The organism is Telluria sp. LT2P34 (assembly GCF_059685915.1).
On record NZ_JCASIN010000001.1, the window covers coordinates 1097650 to 1117827 of the forward strand.

The 20178-nt window shown below is 63.5% G+C and carries 21 protein-coding genes and 1 other RNA gene; 8 read left to right on the forward strand and 14 right to left on the reverse strand.

What is annotated here, in order from left to right; translation table 11 throughout:
• Window positions 1-4: 4 nt before the first annotated feature.
• The 11 genes from lapB to gyrA form a co-directional block, all read right to left on the reverse strand.
• Complete coding sequence (lapB, locus tag AC56KZ_RS04880; RefSeq protein WP_497160992.1) at window positions 5-1180, reverse strand: lipopolysaccharide assembly protein LapB; 1176 nt, start codon at window positions 1178-1180, stop codon at window positions 5-7.
• A gap of 21 nt (window positions 1181-1201) precedes the next feature.
• Window positions 1202-1510, reverse strand: coding sequence for a LapA family protein (locus tag AC56KZ_RS04885; RefSeq protein ID WP_497160993.1), 309 nt, complete (start codon window positions 1508-1510; stop codon window positions 1202-1204).
• Window positions 1511-1643: 133 nt separating this feature from the next.
• A complete protein-coding gene (locus AC56KZ_RS04890) occupies window positions 1644-1949 on the reverse strand; it encodes an integration host factor subunit beta (protein ID WP_056344442.1) in 306 nt (101 codons plus the stop codon).
• A gap of 23 nt (window positions 1950-1972) precedes the next feature.
• Complete coding sequence (gene rpsA, locus AC56KZ_RS04895) at window positions 1973-3658, reverse strand: 30S ribosomal protein S1 (protein ID WP_497160994.1); 1686 nt, start codon at window positions 3656-3658, stop codon at window positions 1973-1975.
• Window positions 3659-3813: 155 nt separating this feature from the next.
• Window positions 3814-4476: a (d)CMP kinase gene (gene cmk, locus AC56KZ_RS04900; protein ID WP_497160995.1), complete on the reverse strand. Its 663-nt coding sequence runs from the start codon at window positions 4474-4476 to the stop codon at window positions 3814-3816.
• A gap of 24 nt (window positions 4477-4500) precedes the next feature.
• On the reverse strand, window positions 4501-5835 hold the full coding sequence (gene aroA, locus AC56KZ_RS04905) for a 3-phosphoshikimate 1-carboxyvinyltransferase (protein ID WP_497160996.1): 1335 nt from the start codon (window positions 5833-5835) through the stop codon (window positions 4501-4503).
• Window positions 5836-6696, reverse strand: a complete 861-nt coding sequence (locus tag AC56KZ_RS04910) for a prephenate dehydrogenase (RefSeq protein WP_497160997.1) — start codon at window positions 6694-6696, stop codon at window positions 5836-5838.
• Window positions 6697-7800: a histidinol-phosphate transaminase gene (hisC, locus tag AC56KZ_RS04915; RefSeq protein ID WP_497160998.1), complete on the reverse strand. Its 1104-nt coding sequence runs from the start codon at window positions 7798-7800 to the stop codon at window positions 6697-6699.
• Between the two features lie 19 nt (window positions 7801-7819).
• Window positions 7820-8890 (reverse strand): prephenate dehydratase, encoded by a 1071-nt coding sequence (pheA, locus tag AC56KZ_RS04920; protein WP_497160999.1) that lies wholly within the window; start codon window positions 8888-8890, stop codon window positions 7820-7822.
• Window positions 8887-9978: a 3-phosphoserine/phosphohydroxythreonine transaminase gene (serC, locus tag AC56KZ_RS04925; RefSeq protein WP_497161000.1), complete on the reverse strand. Its 1092-nt coding sequence runs from the start codon at window positions 9976-9978 to the stop codon at window positions 8887-8889. Before serC ends, pheA begins: the two co-directional genes overlap by 4 nt.
• Window positions 9979-10039: 61 nt before the next feature.
• Window positions 10040-12658, reverse strand: coding sequence for a DNA gyrase subunit A (gene gyrA / locus AC56KZ_RS04930; protein WP_497161001.1), 2619 nt, complete (start codon window positions 12656-12658; stop codon window positions 10040-10042).
• A 435-nt stretch (window positions 12659-13093) separates the two neighbouring features.
• On the opposite strand from gyrA, the gene ompA reads away from it, so the two are divergent.
• The 8 genes from ompA (at window position 13094) to AC56KZ_RS04970 (ending at window position 18045) form a co-directional block, all read left to right on the forward strand.
• Window positions 13094-13813: an outer membrane protein OmpA gene (gene ompA, locus AC56KZ_RS04935; RefSeq protein WP_497161002.1), complete on the forward strand. Its 720-nt coding sequence runs from the start codon at window positions 13094-13096 to the stop codon at window positions 13811-13813.
• Window positions 13814-13923: 110 nt separating this feature from the next.
• Window positions 13924-14625, forward strand: coding sequence for a bifunctional 2-polyprenyl-6-hydroxyphenol methylase/3-demethylubiquinol 3-O-methyltransferase UbiG (gene ubiG, locus AC56KZ_RS04940; protein WP_497161003.1), 702 nt, complete (start codon window positions 13924-13926; stop codon window positions 14623-14625).
• A 57-nt stretch (window positions 14626-14682) separates the two neighbouring features.
• Window positions 14683-15387: an HAD family hydrolase gene (locus tag AC56KZ_RS04945; RefSeq protein ID WP_497161004.1), complete on the forward strand. Its 705-nt coding sequence runs from the start codon at window positions 14683-14685 to the stop codon at window positions 15385-15387.
• A gap of 88 nt (window positions 15388-15475) precedes the next feature.
• The gene (locus AC56KZ_RS04950) at window positions 15476-16132 is read left to right on the forward strand and encodes a glycine zipper 2TM domain-containing protein (RefSeq protein ID WP_497161005.1); all 657 of its coding nucleotides are present in this window, start codon (window positions 15476-15478) and stop codon (window positions 16130-16132) included.
• 240 nt (window positions 16133-16372) lie between these two features.
• Window positions 16373-16729: a transfer-messenger RNA gene (ssrA, locus tag AC56KZ_RS04955) on the forward strand.
• A 314-nt stretch (window positions 16730-17043) separates the two neighbouring features.
• Window positions 17044-17229: a hypothetical protein gene (locus AC56KZ_RS04960; RefSeq protein ID WP_497161006.1), complete on the forward strand. Its 186-nt coding sequence runs from the start codon at window positions 17044-17046 to the stop codon at window positions 17227-17229.
• 96 nt (window positions 17230-17325) lie between these two features.
• Window positions 17326-17682, forward strand: coding sequence for a hypothetical protein (locus tag AC56KZ_RS04965; RefSeq protein ID WP_497161007.1), 357 nt, complete (start codon window positions 17326-17328; stop codon window positions 17680-17682).
• A 15-nt stretch (window positions 17683-17697) separates the two neighbouring features.
• On the forward strand, window positions 17698-18045 hold the full coding sequence (locus tag AC56KZ_RS04970; protein WP_497161008.1) for an MmcQ/YjbR family DNA-binding protein: 348 nt from the start codon (window positions 17698-17700) through the stop codon (window positions 18043-18045).
• A 24-nt stretch (window positions 18046-18069) separates the two neighbouring features.
• On the opposite strand, the gene AC56KZ_RS04975 is transcribed toward AC56KZ_RS04970, so the two are convergent.
• The 3 genes from AC56KZ_RS04975 to AC56KZ_RS04985 form a co-directional block, all read right to left on the reverse strand.
• Window positions 18070-18663 (reverse strand): type 1 glutamine amidotransferase domain-containing protein, encoded by a 594-nt coding sequence (locus AC56KZ_RS04975; protein WP_497161009.1) that lies wholly within the window; start codon window positions 18661-18663, stop codon window positions 18070-18072.
• Window positions 18664-18739: 76 nt separating this feature from the next.
• Window positions 18740-19051, reverse strand: coding sequence for a chaperone modulator CbpM (locus tag AC56KZ_RS04980; protein ID WP_497161010.1), 312 nt, complete (start codon window positions 19049-19051; stop codon window positions 18740-18742).
• Window positions 19052-19072: 21 nt separating this feature from the next.
• Window positions 19073-19981: a DnaJ C-terminal domain-containing protein gene (locus AC56KZ_RS04985; RefSeq protein ID WP_497161011.1), complete on the reverse strand. Its 909-nt coding sequence runs from the start codon at window positions 19979-19981 to the stop codon at window positions 19073-19075.
• Window positions 19982-20178 lie beyond the last annotated feature (197 nt).

Here is a 20178-nt window from a genome sequence, read left to right on the forward strand (position 1 = left end):
GACCCTAGTTCATCACAGTCAGTTCTTCGGTACGGCGCGGCGGATAGGTTTCCCAGTTATTGCAGCCCGGGCATTGCCAGTAGTACTGGCGCGCCTTGAAGCCGCACTGGCTGCACTGGTAGCGCGCCAGCTTGGCCGTATAGCCGTGGATCAGGTTCTTCACCATCGACAACTCTTCCCAGATATGGGCCGGGGCGTCCATCAGGCGCGCTTCCAGCAGCTTGTCCAGGCCCAGCAGGGTCGGGTTGCGGCGCAGTTCGTCGATCACCAGTTGTTTGGCAGCGTCGACGCCGTCGAGTTCAATCACGGCCTTGAAGACGACATCGACCAGGTCAATCGATGACGCTTCCGCCAGGTAGGAGCGCAAGAGGTTGACGCCTTCCTGCGGCCGGCCGACGCGGCGGTAGGCATCCATCAGGCGCCCGGCCACCAGGGCCACGTGCGGCACGCTTTGCTGCTCGACCCGCTTCCAGACCGTGATCGCCGCTTCGGCGTCGCCCTGGCCGAGCAGCACGTCGCCGACCAGCATGGTCGCACGCACGCTGTTGCGGTCGGCATGGAGGGCCTTGTCCAGCAGCGCCATGGCATCGGCCAGGTCGCTGCGCACGAGGGCGTCGTCGGCCAGTTCGCAATAGAACTGGGCAATTTCTTTTTGACGAGCGCCGGCGCCGGAGGCCTGCAGGCCGGTCGCCGCCTCGATGGCACGGCTCCATTCCTTTTCGCGCTGGTAAATCTCGAGCAAGGAGCGGCGCGCCTGCACGCTGTAGGAACTCTCGACCAGGCCATTGAAGGTTTCCTCGGCCCGGTCCAGCAGGCCCGCCTTCAGGTAATCCATGCCGAGCTCGTACTGGGCCTGGGTGCGCTGTTCCAGCGGCAGGTCGGGCCGGGCCAGCAGGTTCTGGTGGACGCGGATGGCGCGTTCGATTTCGCCGCGCCGGCGGAACAGGTTGCCGAGTGCGAAGTGCATGTCGGCCGTTTCCGGGTCGAGCGTGACGATCTCGATGAAGGCGTCGATGGCTTTATCGGGCTGGTCGTTGAGCAGCAGGTTCAGGCCCTTGAAATAGGCCCGCGGCAGGGTGCGCGATTCGGACAGGAGTTGTTTGATGTCGACCCGGGCGGCGATCCAGCCGAGGCCAAAAAAAACGGGGACGGCGAGCAGCCACCAGAGTTCAGCTTCCATTGAGTTCTTATTATTGATTGATTAGCGTGGGCTGAGCGGGACCGCGTCCGCCACCGGCTGGGCCACGCCGGTGCCGGCGGCGCTTTGCAGGGCTTGCACGGTGTTCTTGTACTGCGAGGCCTGGCGCCGGTGGCGAAACACCGTCGGCGCCAGGGCCAGGATGCCGAGGGCGGCGCCGGCGATAAAAAAGGCCAGCAGCATCAGCACGAGCGGACCGCGCAGTTCGTAACCGAGGAAAAAGTTCAGGTCAACTTCCTGGGTGTTTTTCAGCGCAAAGCCGAAAAACAGGACGAACAGGATAAATCCCGCGATGGTGGAAACAAATTTCATCAGGTGGGCCTGGCGGTGGGAGAGACAAAGGCGCAGTGTCGCATATCCGCACATTAATTTCAAAGACGAGCGGCGACGAAAAAAAACGGCACCCTCGCGGATGCCGTTCTTGTTGCCTGCGCTGCAGACGACCTCAGTCTTCAATAATCGGTTGCCCGACCATTGCGTCGACCCGTTCGCGCAACTGCTTGCCCGGCTTGAAGTGAGGCACCCGTTTTTCGGGCACCATCACCTTGTCGCCGGACTTCGGGTTGCGGCCGATGCGGGGCGGACGGCTGTTGAGTGCAAAGCTGCCGAAACCACGGATCTCGATGCGCTGGCCGGTCGCCAGGGCGTTCGTCATCGCGTCGAGGATGGTCTTGACAGCATACTCGGCATCTTTGGCGACCAGCTGAGAATAACGCTCAGCCAGTCGTGCGATCAGCTCGGACTTGGTCATCTGTTCGCCTCAAGCGGAACTAATTAGTTCTTGTTATCGAACTTGGCCTTCAACAGTGCGCCCAGGCTGGTGGTGCCGGTGGCTGCGCTGTTGTTGTCGCTCGAGTTCGACAGCTTGGTCATCGCTTCCTGGGTCTCGACATTGTCTTTCGCCTTGATCGACAGCTGGATGCTGCGAGCCTTGCGATCGATGTTGATGACCAGGGCTTCGACCGAGTCGCCGACCTTCAGGTGGGTGCCGGCATCTTCAACGCGGTCACGTGCGATTTCCGAAGCGCGCAGGTAGCCTTCGACTTCTTCGCTCAGCGAAATGACAGCGCCTTTTGGCTCAACCGACTTGACGGTACCGGTGACCAGCGAGCCCTTGTCGTTCATGGCTGCGAAGTTGTTGAACGGGTCGCCTTCGAGCTGCTTGACGCCCAGCGAAACACGCTCGCGCTCGACATCGATGGCCAGCACGACGGCTTCGAGTTCGTCACCCTTCTTGAAGCGACGCACGGCTTCTTCGCCGGCTTCGGTCCACGACAGGTCCGACAGGTGCACCAGGCCATCGATGTTGCCTGGCAGGCCGATGAACACGCCGAAGTCGGTGATCGACTTGATCGAACCACGGACTTTGTCGCCCTTCTTGTGGGTCATGCCGAAGTCGTCCCATGGGTTCGCCTTGCACTGCTTCATGCCCAGCGAGATACGGCGACGCTCTTCGTCGATTTCCAGGACCATGACTTCGACTTCGTCGCCGAGCTGCACGACTTTGTTCGGGGCCACGTTCTTGTTGGTCCAGTCCATTTCCGACACGTGGACCAGGCCTTCGATGCCCTGCTCGACTTCGACGAATGCGCCGTAGTCGGTGAGGTTCGTGACTTTACCGAACAGGCGGGTGCTCTGTGGGTAACGACGCGACAGGCCGGTCCATGGGTCGTCGCCCAGCTGCTTGACGCCCAGCGAGACACGGTTCTTTTCCTGGTCGTACTTGAGGACCTTGGCGGTGATTTCCTGGCCAACCGACAGCACTTCCGACGGGTGACGCACGCGACGCCATGCCAGGTCGGTGATGTGCAGCAGGCCGTCGATGCCACCCAGGTCCACGAACGCGCCGTAGTCGGTGATGTTCTTGACGACGCCGGTGACGACGGTGCCTTCCTTCAGCGTTTCCATCAGCTTCTGGCGCTCTTCGCCCATCGATGCTTCGATGACGGCGCGGCGCGACAGGACGACGTTGTTACGCTTGCGGTCGAGCTTGATGACCTTGAATTCGAGGGTCTTGCCTTCGAACGGGGTGGTGTCCTTGACCGGACGGGTGTCGACCAGCGAACCCGGCAGGAATGCGCGGATGCCGTTGGTCAGGACGGTCAGGCCGCCCTTGACTTTACCGTTGACGGTACCGGTGACGATCTCGCCCGATTCCATTGCTTTTTCCAGAGCCAGCCACGATGCCAGGCGCTTGGCCTTGTCGCGCGACAGGATGGTATCGCCGAAACCATTTTCCAGCGATTCGATGGCCACGGAAACGAAGTCGCCGACAGCAACTTCCAGTTCGCCCTGGTCATTCTTGAATTCTTCGATTGGAATGAAAGCTTCCGACTTCAGACCGGCGTTGACGATCACGAAGTTGTGATCCAGACGCACGACTTCGGCGGAAATGACTTCGCCCGAACGCATATCTTGACGCGACAGGGATTCCTCGAAGAGGGCTGCGAAGCTTTCCATACCGGAAGCTTGGGTCGTTTCGATTGACATATAGAGTGTGTTTTACAAGTTAACCAGCAGAACCGGCGATGGTGCGGAACTGAACTGGGTCAGGTTGAACCACACCCCCGCACTAGGCCGCGGGGGCACTTTTACTACGGTTTACAACAATGCATTCACAGCAAGCCGTACCAGTGAAGCACTTGCTCCACTGCCACATCGACTGTCATCTCCGAGGTATCGAGGATGTATGCGCCTTCCGCGGGGATCAACGGGGCGACGGTGCGATGGGTGTCGCGGTCGTCGCGCGCCTGCAAATCTCCGAGCAGGTCTTCCATGTTAGCAGAAATCCCTTTGTCTATCAATTGCTTATATCGGCGTTGGGCGCGTGCCTCGACGCTTGCCGTCAAGAATACTTTGAGCTTGGCGCTAGGAAATATCACCGTGCCCATGTCACGCCCATCGGCCACCAGGCCCGGCGCCCGCCGGAAGCCCAGCTGCAATTCATAAAGGGCCTGGCGCACGCCGGGGAAGGCTGCGATCTTCGACGCATTGTTGCCAACCTCCTCGGCGCGGATCGTTTCGCCCACCTCTTCCCCCTCCAGGAAAATACCGCCGTTCGCAAAACTTGCCGGCAAGGCCGCGGCGATCTGGGCCACGCCCGGTTCATCGTCGAGGCTGATGCCGGCGCGTGTGGCGGACAAGGCCGTCAGGCGGTACAAGGCGCCCGAATCGAGCAGGTGGAAGTCGAGCCGTTCGGCAACCCGGGCCGCGACCGTGCCCTTGCCGGAAGCGGTCGGGCCGTCGATCGTGATGACGGGGATATGGGAATTGGGCATGGGGTTGATCTCGGTGTCAGTTGCTTAAAACAGTTCGTCGCGTGCGATGGAGGCAAACGCCTCGAAATAGTCGGGAAAGGTCTTGGCGACGCAGCCCGGGTCCATGATCCGCATGGCGTTGCCGCGCCTGGCCTTGCCGTCCAGCGTGGCGAGCGAAAAGCACATCGCCATGCGGTGGTCGTCGTAGGTAGCGATGGTGGCGGCCGCCAGCTGCTCGGGCGGCGTGATGCGCAGGTAGTCCGCGCCCTCTTCCACCTCGGCCCCGAGTTTGCGCAGTTCGGTCGCCATCGCCGCCAGGCGGTCGGTTTCCTTGACGCGCCAGCTGGCGATGTTGCGCAGCGTGCTGGGGCCGTCGGCGTACAGCGCGGCCACGGCAATCGTCATGGCGGCGTCGGGAATGTGGTTGAAGTCGGCGTCGATCGCTTTCAATACGCCGCCGGAGCGCGCTTCGATCCAGTTGTCGCCACGTTCGACGATGGCGCCCATGCGCTCGAGGGCGTCGGCGAAGCGCACGTCGCCCTGAATGCTGTCGCGCCCCACGCCCTCGACCCGCACCGGCCCGCCGCCGATGGCGCCGGCCGCCAGGAAGTAGGAAGCCGAGGAGGCGTCGCCCTCGACGTGGATGCTGCCCGGACTGGCATAGCGCTGGCCGGGCTGCACCGTGAACGAAGCCCAGCCGTTCTGCTCGACCGTCACGCCGAAGCGGCGCATCAAATTCAGGGTGATTTCGATATACGGTTTCGAAATCAGCTCGCCGACGACGTCGATCGTGACCGCATGGCCGCGCGCCATCAGCGGCGCGCTCATCAACAGCGCGGTCAGGAACTGGCTCGAGACGTTGCCGCGCACCGCCATGCGGTTGGCCGTGATGTGGCCGCGCTTGATGCGCAGCGGCGGAAAGCCGGGTTCGCCCGTGTATTCGATCTGGGCGCCGACCTCATTCAAGGCGTCGACCAGGTCGCCGATCGGGCGCTCGTGCATGCGCGAGACGCCATGCAGGGTGTAGTCGCCGCCGATGACGCCGAGGGCCGCCGTCAGCGGACGGATCGCGGTGCCGGCGTTACCCATGAACAGGTCCGCCTCGTGGTTCGGGAAGACCCCGCCATGGCCGTGCACGACGATGGAACGCTCGTCGATCTCTTCCCACTTGATGCCGAGCGAGCGCAGCGCGCCCAGCATGACCAGGGTGTCGTCGGAAGCGAGCATGTCGTGGATGGTCGTGCTGCCGTCGGCCAGCGCCGCGAGCAGCAGCGTGCGGTTCGAGATGCTTTTCGATCCCGGCAGGCGCACCCTGCCCTCCACATGCATGACGGGTGCCAGGTCGATGTGCTGGGGATAGTGCTTCTTTTGCTGCGTCATTTAGTTTCCTGTCCAGGCATGGCGCGCGCGCTGGGCGTTGGCGTAGACCGCTTCCAGCCCGGGACCGTCGCCCGCAGCCAGCATGGCGCGCAATGCTGTCAATTGTGCCAGATAAGCATCGAGCTCGCCGAGCAGGGCATCCCGGTTTGCCAGGCTGATGTCGCGCCACATTTCGGGCGAGGAGCCGGCGATGCGGGTGAAGTCGCGGAAACCGCTGGCGGCGTACTGGAACAGCAAGTCGGCATCCGGTTTGCGGGCGAGGTCGTCGACCAGCGCATAGGCCAGCAGGTGCGGCAGGTGGCTTACGGCGGCAAACACGCTGTCGTGCTGTTCCGGACTCAAGGTATGCACCTGCGCGCCACACAGGCGCCAGGCCGCCGCCACCAGGCCGACGTCGCCCGGCGCGTTTTCCGCCAGCGGCGTAATGACGACCTTTTTACCGTGGTAGAGGTCGGAGATCGCCGCATCCGGCCCGTTCGACTCGCGCCCGGCGATCGGGTGGCCCGGCACGAACTGGTGCACGCGCGCACCGAGGATGGCGCGCGCCGCCGCCACCACGTCGCCCTTGGTGCTGCCGGCGTCGGTGACGATGGTGCCAGGCGCGAGCTGCGGCAGCAGCGCAGTCAGGATCGGCCCGGTTTGCGCCACCGGCGCGGCCAGCAGCACCAGGTCGGCCCCGTCCAGCGCTTCCCCCGCGCTGGTGGTGATGCTGTCGACGATGCCCAGGGCCAGCGCGCGCTCCAATGCCGCAGGCGAGCGCTCCATGCCGACGATCTGGCGCGCGGCGCCGGCTTTTTTCAGCGCCAGCGCAAAGGAGCCGCCGATCAGCCCGACCCCGATGACGACGACCTTGCCGAGCATTTAAGCGATTGCCTTTTTCAGTGCTTCGATGAAGGCCGCGTTCTCCCGCGGCAGCCCGATCGAGATGCGCAGCCATTGCGGCAAGCCGTAGCCCGCCACCGGACGCACGATCACGCCCTGCTTCAACAAGGCGAGGTTGACGCGTGCGCCGGCGCCGTCGTCCTGGCCGACGCGCACCAGCACGAAGTTGCCGAACGAGGGCACGTATTCCAGGCCGAGTTCCTCGAAGGCGGCAATTAGTTGCTGGTAGCCCTCGGCATTGTTCTGCGCGCCCCTGGCGAGAAAAGCCTTGTCGTTCAGCGCGGCGATCGCGGCGGCCTGCGCCAGCGAATTGACGTTGAAGGGCTGGCGCACGCGGTTCATCAGGTCGGTCACCTGGGGCTGGGCGATCGCGAAGCCAACCCGCAGGCCGGCCAGGCCATAGGCCTTGGAGAAGGTGCGCGACACCACCAGGTTCGGGTATTTGCGCACCCACTGGCTCGATTCGAACTGGTGTTCGGGCGCCAGGTATTCGTTATAGGCTTCGTCGAGCACGACGATGACGTGGGCCGGGACCGCCTTCAGGAAGGCTTCGATCTCGGCCGCTTTGATAAAGGTGCCGGTCGGGTTGTTCGGGTTGGCGACATACAGCAGGCGCGTGTCGGGTTCGATGGCGGCAGCCATCGCAGCGAGGTCGTGGCCATAGTTCACGGCAGGGACGACGATCGCGCGCGCGCCCACGCCCTGGGTGGCGAGCGCGTATACGGCGAACGAATACTGCGCGAAGACGACCGACTCGTCCTTTTGCACAAAGGCGTGGGCGGCGATTTCGAGGATGTCGTTGCTGCCGTTGCCCAGCGTGATCCAGTCGGCCGGCACGTCGTAGCGCGCGGCCAGCGCCGCTTTCAGCTCGAAACCATTGGCGTCCGGATAGCGGCCCAGCTCGAGCATGGCCTGCGCCATGGCGGCCTTGCTCGACTCGGGTACGCCGAAGGGGTTTTCGTTGGAGGCGAGCTTGACGATGGCCGCTTCGTCGAGGCCGAACTCGCGGGCGACTTCAGCGATGGGTTTGCCCGCCTGGTAAGGGGCGATGGCGCGAACGTACTCTGGACCGAATGTCGACATGGGTGTTCTCGAAAATGAATTAAAGGGCAACCGGGTAGGACCCCAGCAGCTTGAAGAAGGCGGCATTGTCCTGCAGCTCGGCCAGGGCGCGCGCCACCGCTTCATCCTGGCGGTGGCCCTCGAGGTCGACGTAGAAGTAATACTCCCAGGTGCCGATGCGCGCCGGGCGCGACTCGAAGCGCGTCATCGACACGCCGTATTTATCCAGCGGCGCGAGCAGTTTGTAGACGGCGCCGGCCTTGTTCGGCACGGCCAGCACCAGCGAGGTATGGTCGCGTCCCGAGGCATTGGTGGCCATGCTGCCGATCACGGCGAAGCGGGTGCGGTTGTGCGGATCGTCCTGGATGTGGGCCTGGACCACGCCCAGCCCGTACTGCTGCCCGGCCATCTCGCTGGCAATCGCCGCGATGGTCGGATCCCTGCTGGCGATGATCGCTGCTTCGGCGTTGGAGGCGACGGCGCGCCGTTCGATGCCGGGGTGGTGCAGGTTGAGCCAGACCTGGCACTGCGCCAGCGCCTGCGAGTGGGCGCAGACGACGGTCACGCCGTCCATGCCGCCGGTTTTGGTCATCAGGCTGTGGTGGACCGGAATCGACACCTCGCCGCTGATCACCGTGGTGGTGGCCAGCATCAGGTCGAGCGTGCGGTTGATCGCCCCTTCCGACGAGTTCTCGACCGGGACCACGCCGAAGTCGGCGGTGCCGGCCTCGGTGGCGCGAAACACTTCGTCGATCGAGGCGCAGGGCAAGCCCTCCACGGCGCTGCCGAACTGGCGGTAGACGGCCTGCTCGCTGAAGGTGCCGGGCGGGCCCAGATAAGCGACGGTAACGCGCTTTTCCAGCGCGCGGCAGGCCGACATTACTTCGCGGAAGATGGTCTGGACGTCGTCGTTTCTCAGGGGCCCGGGATTGCGCTCGGCCACGCCGCGCAGCACCTGCGCTTCGCGCTCGGGGCGGAACACCGGCGCGTCGGTTTCGGCTTTTACATGCCCGACTTCCTGGGCAATGCAGGCGCGCTGGCTCAAGAGCGCAAGGATTTGCGCATCGATGGCATCGATCTGCTGGCGCAGGGGGGTCAGTTTGTCTGTCATGGTCGCCCCGCAAACTCGTTCAAATAATCGACCAGGGCCTGCACCCCGTCGAGCGGCATCGCATTGTAGATCGATGCCCGCATGCCGCCGACCGACTTGTGGCCCTTCAGCTGCAGCAGGCCGCGCGCTTTCGCCCCGGCCAGGAAAGCATCGTTCAAGGACTCGTCACGCAAATAAAACGGGATATTCATGCGCGAGCGGCAGGAGGCATCGACCCGGTTGCTGTAGAAGTCATCCCTGTCCAGCGCCTCGTACAAGAGCTGCGCCTTCTGAATATTACGCTCTTCGATGGCCGCCACGCCACCCTGGCGCTTCAGGTGCGCAAACACCAGCCCGGCAATATAAATGCCATAGGTCGGCGGCGTGTTGAACATCGACTCGTGTTCGGCCACGTTCTTCCAGTTGAACACGGACGGGCAGATCGGCAGCGCGTGTTCCAGCAAGTCCTCGCGCACGATCACCAGCGTCAGCCCGGCCGGCCCGATGTTCTTCTGGGCGCCGGCAAAGATCACGCCGTATTTTGACACGTCGACGGTGCGCGACAGGATGTGCGAGGACATGTCCGCCACCAGCGGCACGCCTTGCGGCACATCCGGCACGAAGTTATATTCGACGCCGTCGATGGTTTCGTTGGTGCAGACGTGCAGGTAGGCTGCGCCATCGGTCAGCCGCCAGCTGTCCTGCGGCAGCACGCCGGTAAAACCCCCGGCCTGGCCGGACGCGGCGACATTCACCCGGGCATAGCGCTCCGCTTCCTTGATCGACTTGCCCGACCAGGAACCGGTATGCACGAAGTCGATCGTCGCCGGCTGAGCCACGCGCCCCAGCAGGTTCAGAGGAATGACGGCGTTCATGGCCAGCCCCCCGCCCTGCATGAACAGGATCTTGTAGTTGGCCGGCACCGCGAGCAGCTCGCGCAAGTCGCTTTCCGCCTGCCTGTAGATCGAGATGAATTCGGGACCGCGGTGGCTCATCTCCATCACCGACATGCCGCTGCCGTGCCAGTCGAGCATCTCGCTAGCGGCTTGCTGCAGCACTTCTTTCGGCAGGACGGCGGGGCCGGCGGAAAAATTGAATACCTGGGTCATTGAAGTCCTTTCGTCGGCGCCCACGAAAAAAAAGCCACTCCGGGAGGAGTGGCTGATCGCATTACTGCGGCCCGGCTTCGAGCTCGACTTCCTCGAGATCGGTTTCCACGATCCGTTGCAGGCCCGACAGCTTGGTGCCGTCTTCGACCGCGATCAGGGTCACGCCTTGCGTGGCGCGGCCCATCTCGCGGATCTCGGAGACGCGGGTGCGGATCAGGACGCCGCCGGTGGTGATCAGCATGATCTCGTCGCTGACGTCGACCAGGGTTGCGGCAACCACTTTGCCATTGCGCTCGCTCGTCTGGATCGCGATCATGCCCTTGGTGCCGCGGCCATGGCGGGTGTACTCCGTAATCGGGGTACGCTTGCCGAAGCCGTTCTCGGTGGCGGTGAGCACCGACTGCTGCTCGTTCTCGGCCACCAGCAGCGCGATGACTTGCTGGCCGTCTTCCAGGTTCATGCCGCGCACGCCGCGTGCCGTACGGCCCATCGGGCGCACGTCATTCTCGTCGAAGCGCACGGCCTTGCCGGCGTCCGAGAACAGCATCACGTCATGCTGGCCGTCGGTCAGGGCGGCGCCGATCAGGAAGTCGCCCTCGTCGAGGTCGACCGCGATGATGCCGGCCTTCCTCGGGTTCGAGAAGTCGCGCAGCGGCGTCTTCTTGACCGTGCCGAGCGAGGTCGACATGAAGACGTAATGGTCTTCCGGGAAGGTGCGGTTTTCGCCGGACAGCGGCAGGATCACCGTGATCTTCTCGTTGTCGAGCAGCGGGAACATGTTGACGATCGGTTTGCCGCGCGAATTGCGCGAACCCTGCGGCACTTCCCACACCTTCAGCCAGTACATGCGGCCGCGGTTCGAGAAGCACAGCATGTAGTCGTGGGTATTGGCGATGAAGAGCTGGTCGATCCAGTCTTCTTCCTTGGTCGCCATCGCCTGCTTGCCGCGCCCGCCGCGCTTTTGCGCGCGGTATTCGGCGATCGGCTGCGACTTCATGTAACCGGTGTGCGACAGGGTCACCACCATGTCCTGCGGGGTGATCAGGTCTTCGGTGTCGAGGTCGCTGGCATTCTGCTCGATGACCGAGCGGCGCGCGTCCTTGCCGTTTTCCGTGTAGTCGGCCTTGATCTGGACCATCTCGTCGCTGATGATGGTCGTCACGCGTTCCGGACGCGACAGGATGTCGAGCAGGTCGGCGATGTGCGACATCACTTCCTTGTACTCGTTGACGATCTTGTCCTGCTCCAGGCCGGTCAGGCGCTGCAGGCGCATCTGCAGGATTTCCTGGGCCTGCTCGTCCGACAGCTTGTACAGGCCGTCGGCCTGCATGCCGTAGTGCTTCGGCAGGTGCTCCGGGCGGAAAGCGTCGATGCCGCCGATGGTGCTGCCCTCGGCGGTACGCAGCAGCATTTCGCGCACCAGGGACGAATCCCAGGCGCGGCCCATCAGGTCCATCTTCGCGACCGGCGGCGTTGGCGCGGCCTTGATGATGGCGATGAAATCGTCGATGTTGGCCAGGGCGACGGCCAGGCCTTCGAGCATGTGCCCGCGCTCGCGCGCCTTGCGTAGCTCGAACACGGTGCGGCGCGTGACCACTTCGCGGCGGTGCGACAGGAAGCACTCGAGCATCTGCTTGAGGTTCAGCAGCTTCGGCTGGCCATTGACCAGCGCCACCATGTTCATGCCGAAGGTGTCCTGGAGCTGGGTCTGCTTGTACAGGTTGTTCAGCACCACTTCCGGCACTTCGCCGCGCTTGAGTTCGATCACGACGCGCATGCCCGACTTGTCGGACTCGTCGCGGATGTCGCTGATGCCTTCCAGCTTCTTGTCGCGCACGTTCTCGGCAATGCGCTCGAGCAGCGACTTTTTATTTACCTGGTACGGCAGCTCGTCGATGATGATCGCGATGCGGCCGCCATCCTTGCCGTATTCCTCGAAGTGGGTCTTGGCGCGCATCACCACGCGGCCGCGGCCGGTGCGGTAACCGTCGCGCACGCCCGAGACGCCATAGATGATGCCGGCGGTCGGGAAGTCCGGCGCCGGGATCAGTTCGATCAGCTCGTCGATCGTGCAGTCCGGATTGCGCAGCAGGTGCTGGGCGCCGTTGATGACTTCCGACAGGTTGTGCGGCGGGATGTTGGTCGCCATGCCGACCGCAATGCCGGACGAACCGTTGATCAGGAGGTTCGGAATCTTGGTCGGCAGGACCGTCGGTTCCTTTTCCTTGCCGTCATAGTTCGGCTGGAAGTCGACCGTGTCCTTGTCGATGTCGGCCAGCAGTTCGGCGGCGATCTTGTCGAGGCGGCACTCGGTGTAACGCATTGCCGCGGCGCTATCGCCGTCGATCGAGCCGAAGTTGCCCTGGCCGTCGACCAATGTGTAGCGCAGCGAGAAGTCCTGGGCCATGCGCACCAGCGTGTCGTAGATCGACGAGTCGCCGTGCGGGTGGTATTTACCCATGGTGTCGCCAACCACGCGCGCGCATTTCACGTACGGGCGGTTGAAGTTGTAATTACTCTCGTGCATCGAGAAGAGGACGCGGCGGTGCACCGGCTTCAGGCCATCGCGCACATCCGGCAGCGCTCGGCCCACGATCACGCTCATGGCGTAATCGAGATAGCTCTTGCGCATCTCTTCTTCGAGGGAAATAGGGACTGTTTCTTTTGCGAATTGATCCATTGGGCGGGTCGACTGCTTTCAGGCTAATGGTTATGAGTTCCAACCAATGATTCTACCATGCACCTATAGTGCTTGCGACATTTGCAGGCAGGGCTCACGACCTTGGCCGGGCCTGGACCGCCCGGCCCGGCAATTGCTCGTAATTGTTGATCTGACACAAGCCTGTCATAAACATTCGTCAAGCTAGCGTGCACTGCCAATCCGTTGTTGCGCAGAAACAACGTGGGGTGACCCCCTGCGGCCTTATTGCGCGATACGACGGTCGTATACGTGTGGCGCATGTGGCAAAATGGCCGAGAAGTTAATTGCATGTTTCGCAATGCGAAACGAGCGCAGCGGTGTCGATGTTAGTATTCTGCCTACATAAATGCTAATTGAGCGGTAATGACTGAGCGTTTCGCTAAGAAAAGATTTAAAACCGAAAGGAAGAAAAATATGAAGAAGATTGCAACCCTCATGCTGGCAGCGTCGGCAGCGATGGCTGGTAGTGCATTTGCCCAAAGTGCACCACCCTACGCACCGCTGACGACCGACATCCAGGCGAACAAGCCGTATAGCGCGTACGTCCAGGACAGCCGCGGCGTGATCGCGCGCGATCCTTTCGGCCTGTGCTGGCGTACCGGTTACTGGACCCCGGCTGACGCGGTTCCAGGTTGCGACGCGCCGCTGTGCGTGCCGCCTGAAAAACTCGAGAACGGCAAGTGCGTCGCTCCGCCGCCACCGCCAGTCGTCGAGGCCCCGGCGCCAGCCCCTGCTCCGGCGCCCGCACCGGCACCGGCACCGGTTCCAACCTCGGAAAAAGTGAGCTACTCGGCTGACGCCTTCTTCGACTTCGACAAGGCCGTCCTCAAGCCTGCCGGCAAGGCATCGCTCGACGATCTGGCCTCGAAGCTGGGCGACATGAACCTGGAAGTCATCATTGCCGTCGGCCACACCGACTCGATCGGTACCGATGCCTACAACCAGAAGCTGTCGATCCGCCGCGCCGAAGCCGTCAAGGCCTACCTGACCGGCAAGGGCATCGATGCAGCGCGCGTCTACACCGAAGGCAAGGGCGAATCGCAGCCGGAAGCCGACAACAAGACCGCCGCTGGCCGCGCCAAGAACCGTCGCGTCGAAATCGAAGTCGTCGGCACCCGCAGCCGTCCGCAGTAAGCCTGTCCAGGCACGATGAACCCCGCTACGGCGGGGTTTTTTTTCGCCCGCCAAAGATTTGTCATACGGCGTCCGTCGCGCATTATTATTTCCCGCTATTATTCCGTCCTATGAATACGAACGCCGACCCCTTAGAGATCAACAAATTCAGCGAGCTGGCCCACCGCTGGTGGGACCCCACTTCCGAGTTCCGCCCGCTGCACGAAATTAACCCGCTGCGCCTGGAATGGATCAACGCGCGCGCCCCGCTGGCGGGCAAGAAGGTGATCGACATCGGTTGCGGCGGCGGCGTGCTGTCGGAATCGATGGCGCGCAAGGGCGCGAAAGTGACCGGCATCGACCTGTCGAAGAAGGCATTGAAAGTGGCCGACCTGCATGGCCTCGAGTCGGGCGTCGAAGTGCGCTACAAGTTGATTGCGGCCGAGGACATGGCGCTCGAAGAGCCGGGCCAGTACGACGTCGTCACCTGCATGGAAATGCTCGAGCACGTGCCCGACCCGGCCTCGATCGTGCGCGCCGCCGCCGCCCTGGTAAAACCCGGCGGCAAGCTGTTCTTTTCGACCATAAACCGCAATCCCAAGGCGTATTTGCTGGCCGTGATCGGCGCCGAATACGTGCTGCGCATGCTGCCGCGCGGCACCCATGACTATGGCAAATTCCTGACCCCGGCCGAACTGTCGCAATTCATGCGCGCCGCCGGCCTGCAGATCGACGGCATGAAGGGCCTGACTTACAATCCGCTGACCAGAATTTATTCGCTCAACAGCGATACCGATGTGAATTACATGATGGCCTGCACCAAGCCTGTGTAACCAAGCCTGTGTAACCAAGCCTGTCTGACTCAACCTCTGCAACGAAGCCTCGCCAAGATGACCTCCCTCGCCCACACCCCGGCACCGCGTGCCGTCCTGTTCGACCTCGACGGCACCCTGGCCGATACCGCCCCCGACCTCGCCGCCGCCGTCAACTGGCTGCGCACCGAGCGCGGTTTCGAACCGACGCCCTACAGCGTGCTGCGCCCGACCGCCTCGGCCGGCGCCCGCGGCATGATCGGCGCCGCCTTCGGCCTGGCGCCGGGCGACGAAGGCTATGAAGAGCTGCGCCTGCAATGGTTCGACCGTTACCAGACCAACATGGCTGTCGAAAGCGGCCTGTTCGAAGGCGTCGACCAGCTCCTGCGCGGCATCGTGGAAGCCGGCATGGCCTGGGGCGTGGTCACCAACAAACCCGCCCGGTTTACCGACCCGCTGATCCCGCAAATCGGCCTGGCCCACGCCGGCTGCATCGTCTCCGGCGACACCATGCCGCACGCCAAGCCGCATCCGGCGCCGCTGCTGGAAGGCGCGCGCCGCCTGGGGCTGGAGCCGGAACACTGCTGGTACGTCGGCGACGACCTGCGCGACATCGAAGCCGGCCGCGCGGCCGGCATGGTGACGGTGGCCTGCGCCTGGGGCTACTGCGGCGCCATCGAACCGACCAGCTGGGGCGCCGACTACCTCTGCGCCACCCCGGTCGAACTGCTGGAAGTGCTGCGCAGCATTGCGCCGAACGCGACTGCGGATAGTTACAACTGATTACGACTGAAACAGGCTTCTGTCTATCCTGCAATAGACACGGCCGGTAAGCTCCATCCATCGACAACGCAACATGATGGAGCAAAAGATGAACACCACCGCCACCGCAACCCGCATGCATCCCCTGATGGCCGCCGCAGCCGCGTCGGTGATCATCGTCAGCCTGACCGGCGCCGCCGCCATCACCGGCCTGCTGCCCAGCTCGCGTGGCGCCGCCGAGCCGGCCGTGACGTCCGCCGTCGCCCCTGCCATGACCGCTGCCGCAGCGCCTGGCATGGCGACCCCCGGCATGCCATTGGCAGCCGGCCAGTACCAGGTCAACCCACTGCCGCAGACGGTCGCACACTACGCCGCCCCAGCGCCCCAGGCGCCAGCCCCGTATGTCGTCACCGCTGCCCCGGGCACCACGACCTACGTCCAGACCGGCAACCCGGCGGCCCCGATGGTCATCGTGAAACAGGAAGCCGCGCCGGTCGTGAAGCGCACCGTGGTCCAGAAGCCGCGTGTCGTGTACCACCGCCCGGTGCAGAAAGTGGTGCGCTATGAAGAGCCACGCTACTCCCGCCCTGCCCCGGCGCCAGTCCAGGCCCAGCCGAACTATGTCGGCATCGGCACCGGCGCCGTCATCGGCGGCCTGATCGGTAACCAGATCGGCGGCGGCAACGGCAAGAAAATCGCAACGCTTGCCGGTGTCATCGGCGGCGGCTACCTCGGCAACGAAATCGCCAAGCGCAACGGTCAGTAATTTTGCTTCCTCTTGTCTGACTTGAACCGCAGCGCTTTCCCGGCTGCGGTTTTTTTCGTGCGGTGCGCTCCGCCCATGCAGCCAGACAGGTTTCGTAGGGTGGGCTCCGCCCACGCTGCCCTACGGTGGCTCAGCCGCACAATCATTTGCAACACTTCGTAAGCTCACGGGGCACGTCTGATCCACGACAGCCTGAGGCGCACCACAGGTTGCGCGATTGGAGTACAATTCAAGTTCTGTGGGGGCGACCTGGTTTCGACGTGGGTTGCAAAGCAGCGCAGGGCATACCGAGGACTGGTTACCTCGTAAATACATCCAGAAATCAATAACTGCAAACGATAACTCGTACGCACTCGCAGCTTAATTGCTGCTAGCTCTACAACACCTCGCCCCTGGGGTGGCCGCAAGGCAGTAGAGTCATTTACAGGGGCTAGGAATCAACCGGGTTACTTGGTTGCTTCCGAAATTTAAGGTAACTCGCTGGTACGCAGGGTGCACATCCCCGTCGTGCCGGCTAAATTAAATGATAGTGCTAAGTATGTAGAACTGTCTGTAGAGTGCTTGCGGACGAGGGTTCGATTCCCTCCGCCTCCACCACCGCATAACGACAACAGCCCCGCTGGCGCAAGCCAGCGGGGCTGTTGTCGTTATGCGGTGGTGTTTAGCCGGAGGGAATCGGACCGTCGGACGGCACGGACGAGGGGCTTGCAGGGGTTTCGAGCCGCAAAGCGGCGAGCCTGCAAGCGACTTTGCGCCTCCGGGCGCAAAGGCTCTCCGATTCGCCTGACTAAAGAAAATCGCGCAGCGATTTTTTGCCATGAAGTGTCCGACACCAACGCAATTTGCACACCCGCCGAAATAAAGCGTATCGTTACCCCATACAAAACACACAACAAACCAGGGGACCCGCCATGAAAACCCGCCGCGACCACAACACCGCCCGCCTGATCGACACCTCAATCATCGACCTCCGCTCACGCGGCATGTACGCTGCCGCCCGCTCCCTGTACGAGGCCGGCATCCCCTTCGCCATCGCCCTGCGCGTCCTCGCCCATCCCGACCAGCGCCGCACCTACGGCTCCGCCGCCGTTCACTAACAACGAACCCGCCAGCCGAACCAATCAACAGATACCCGCTGTGTTAGCATTTGCCTAATTCGATCTCATTAGCAACAACACGTCATCAAGGGAATCATGTTGAAAGTCAACGGTAAGGAAGTGCTGTATTCCACCTCATTCATCATCGGGTCGGACGAAGAAGCGGTACTCGCTCCCGCCGAGCTGCGCGGCACCAAGATCACCATCCATGCAATCGCACAGCCGAACCCGGCGGCGCCGGCTGGCCTGAAGATCGAAGGCGTGACGGGAAACGCAAAGATTTCCTTGCCTTACATGGATGGCGGCGCCTTCTCGGCGACCCTCGACATGGGCACGTCGGGCAAGGACAAGGTCAGCGCCCGCGTCGTGGGCCAGGGTTTCAATGGCGCGATGGTCGTGCATTTCGCGATGTACCTCGAGCGCGAACCGAACTACGGCTTGCGCAAGCCTTGAGCCCGGGTACAGCACATGGATTTTGAAGCAGCCAAGACCCTCTGCCGCAGTTTCCCCGGGGTCACCGAAGACACCAAATGGGGCAGCGACATCGTCTTTTCGATCGGCGCCAAGATGTTCGCCGTGACCAGCGTGGGCGAGTCCACGGGCATGAGCTTCAAGGTCGAGGACGACCGTTTCCTCGAGTTGACCGACCGCCCGGGAATCATCCCGGCGCCCTACCTGGCGCGTGCGAAGTGGGTGTCTGTCGAAGAGGCGAAGGCGCTGGGCGATGCGGAAGCTGCGCAGTTGTTGCGCAGGTCGTATGAGCTGGTGTTTGCGAAGTTGACGAAAAAATTGCAGCGGGAAATTAGCGGAAGCTAGCCCCGCTGCGCGCGCAGCGGTGATTTACGACGACGGTCCGACGTCCGACATTTCCGGCGACACCATCATTGCCTTGAGCAGCGCGTCGTTGAATGCCGGGATATCGTCCGGCTTGCGGCTGGTGATCAGTTTTTCGTCGATCACGACTTCCTGGTCCACCCACTCGGCGCCGGCGGCGCGCATGTCGTCCTGGATGTCCGGCCAGCTGGTCAGGTTGCGCGACTCGGCGATGCCGGCGTCGATCAGCACCCACGGCGCGTGGCAGATCGCGGCGATCGGCTTGTCCTCGGCATAGAAGTCGCGAATGAAAGCGATCGCCTCGGGGCTCTTGCGCAATTCCAGCGGATTCTTCTCGCCGCCCGGCAGCAGCAAAGCGTCGAAGTCGGCCGGCCGCGCATCGGCGAGGTTCATTTCTACCGGGAAGGTGTCGCCCATTGCGTCGTGGTTCATGCCCTGCACCGCCGCCCCCACGCCCTTCGGCGAAATCAGGATCACCTGCGCGCCCTGCCCCTCCAGGAAACTGCGCGGCCCGGTGTATTCGACCTGTTCGACCCCGTCCGTCATCAGCACCGCAACGCGCTTGCCCTGCAGCGCTCGACCATTGCTTCCTTGCTCCATATGACCTCCTCGGTGTCGTCAGTTGTAATCTATCTGACACCATTCTAGGAGCACCGCAGCGTGCACGGCGCGCGCTTCAGGGGGTGGACAGGCCAAGCACGCGCAGGCGTGCGCGCAAGCGGCGCACTTCGTCGGCCAGGTCGACCACGAGCGCGGCCAGTTCTTCGTTGGCGTCGAAATCGCGCTCGAGCGCCAGCAGCCGCCGCGCCCGCGCGAGGTCGGCGCTGCGAAAACGCAGGGCCGCCTGGTCCTGCGCTGCGCCGAGCACGCCCGCCTCCACATGCCGCACCACCCAGTCCGGCTCGACCTTGCAGGCCTGCGCGAGCTCGTCCAGGTCCAGTGCGATCTCGTCGATCAACACCCCGGTGACGATCTGGTTCACTGCCATCTCAGCCTCCTCGGTAGTTTCTCAAGCGGCGCGCGGATTGAATGCAAGCTCGCGCGCCATGGCCTGGTACAGTGCGCGCGCCTTGTCGTTGTTGGCCGGAGGCAGCACCACGTCCAGGATCAGGTACAGGTCGCCAGGTGGGTTGGCCGGGATGCCGCGCCCTTTCAGGCGCAGCTTGCGCCCGCTCTGCGAGCCGGCCGGCACCGTGACCTCGACCGTGCCGGAGGGCGTCTGCACCGCTACCATCCCGCCCAGCGCCGCCTCCCAGGGCGTCACCGGCACGTTCTCGACCACGTGCGCGCCGTCGATCCGGTAGCGCGGGTCGGGGGCGAAGCCGATTTCCAGGTACAGGTCGCCCGGCCCGGCGCCCCCATGGCCCTCGTGTCCCTGCCCCGCCAGGCGCAGTTGCTGGCCCGGCGTGACGCCACGCGGAATCCGCACGTCGAGCGTCTTTTCTTCCATCGCGACCGTCCCGTCGCCTTGCCGGCGCGGCACGCGCAGGCTGACCGTCCGCGTCGCGCCCTGGTAGGCGTCAAGCAGGTCGATGGTGATGGCGGCGTGGATGTCGTCGCCCCGCATCCGGAAACCGCCGCCACCGCCCGGGCGGCGCCCGGCCTGCGCGAACAGGTCGGCGAAAAAGTCTTCGGCACCCGCCCCGGAAAAATCGAAGCCCTCGCCCCAGTCGGGCGGCGGCTGGAAGGATTCGCCCGCGCGATGGCCACGGCCGAGCGCGTCGTAGGCGGCGCGTTTGGTAGCGTCGCCCAGGACCTCGTAGGCTTCGTTGATTTCCTTGGTTTTGGCATCGGCGTCGCTGAGCTTGCTGACATCCGGGTGGTACTTGCGCACCATTTTCCGGTACGCCTTCTTGATGTCCTCCGCAGACGCGCTCCGGTCGACGCCAAGGGCCTGGTAATAGTCCTTGTATTCCACGAGCTTGCTCCTGGATCAGGTTAATCGGTGAGCTACACCGTATTTAATGGCGACTGACCGGGTTTTCAACGCCATGCGCAGCGGTGCCTGATGCCGGGCTTGCATATCAACCGGCGCTAGCAATGAAAAAAGCCCCCCGGCGCAGCAGGCGCCAGGGGGCTTCGATTCGCATCGCATCGCAGGCCGGCGCGACGGCG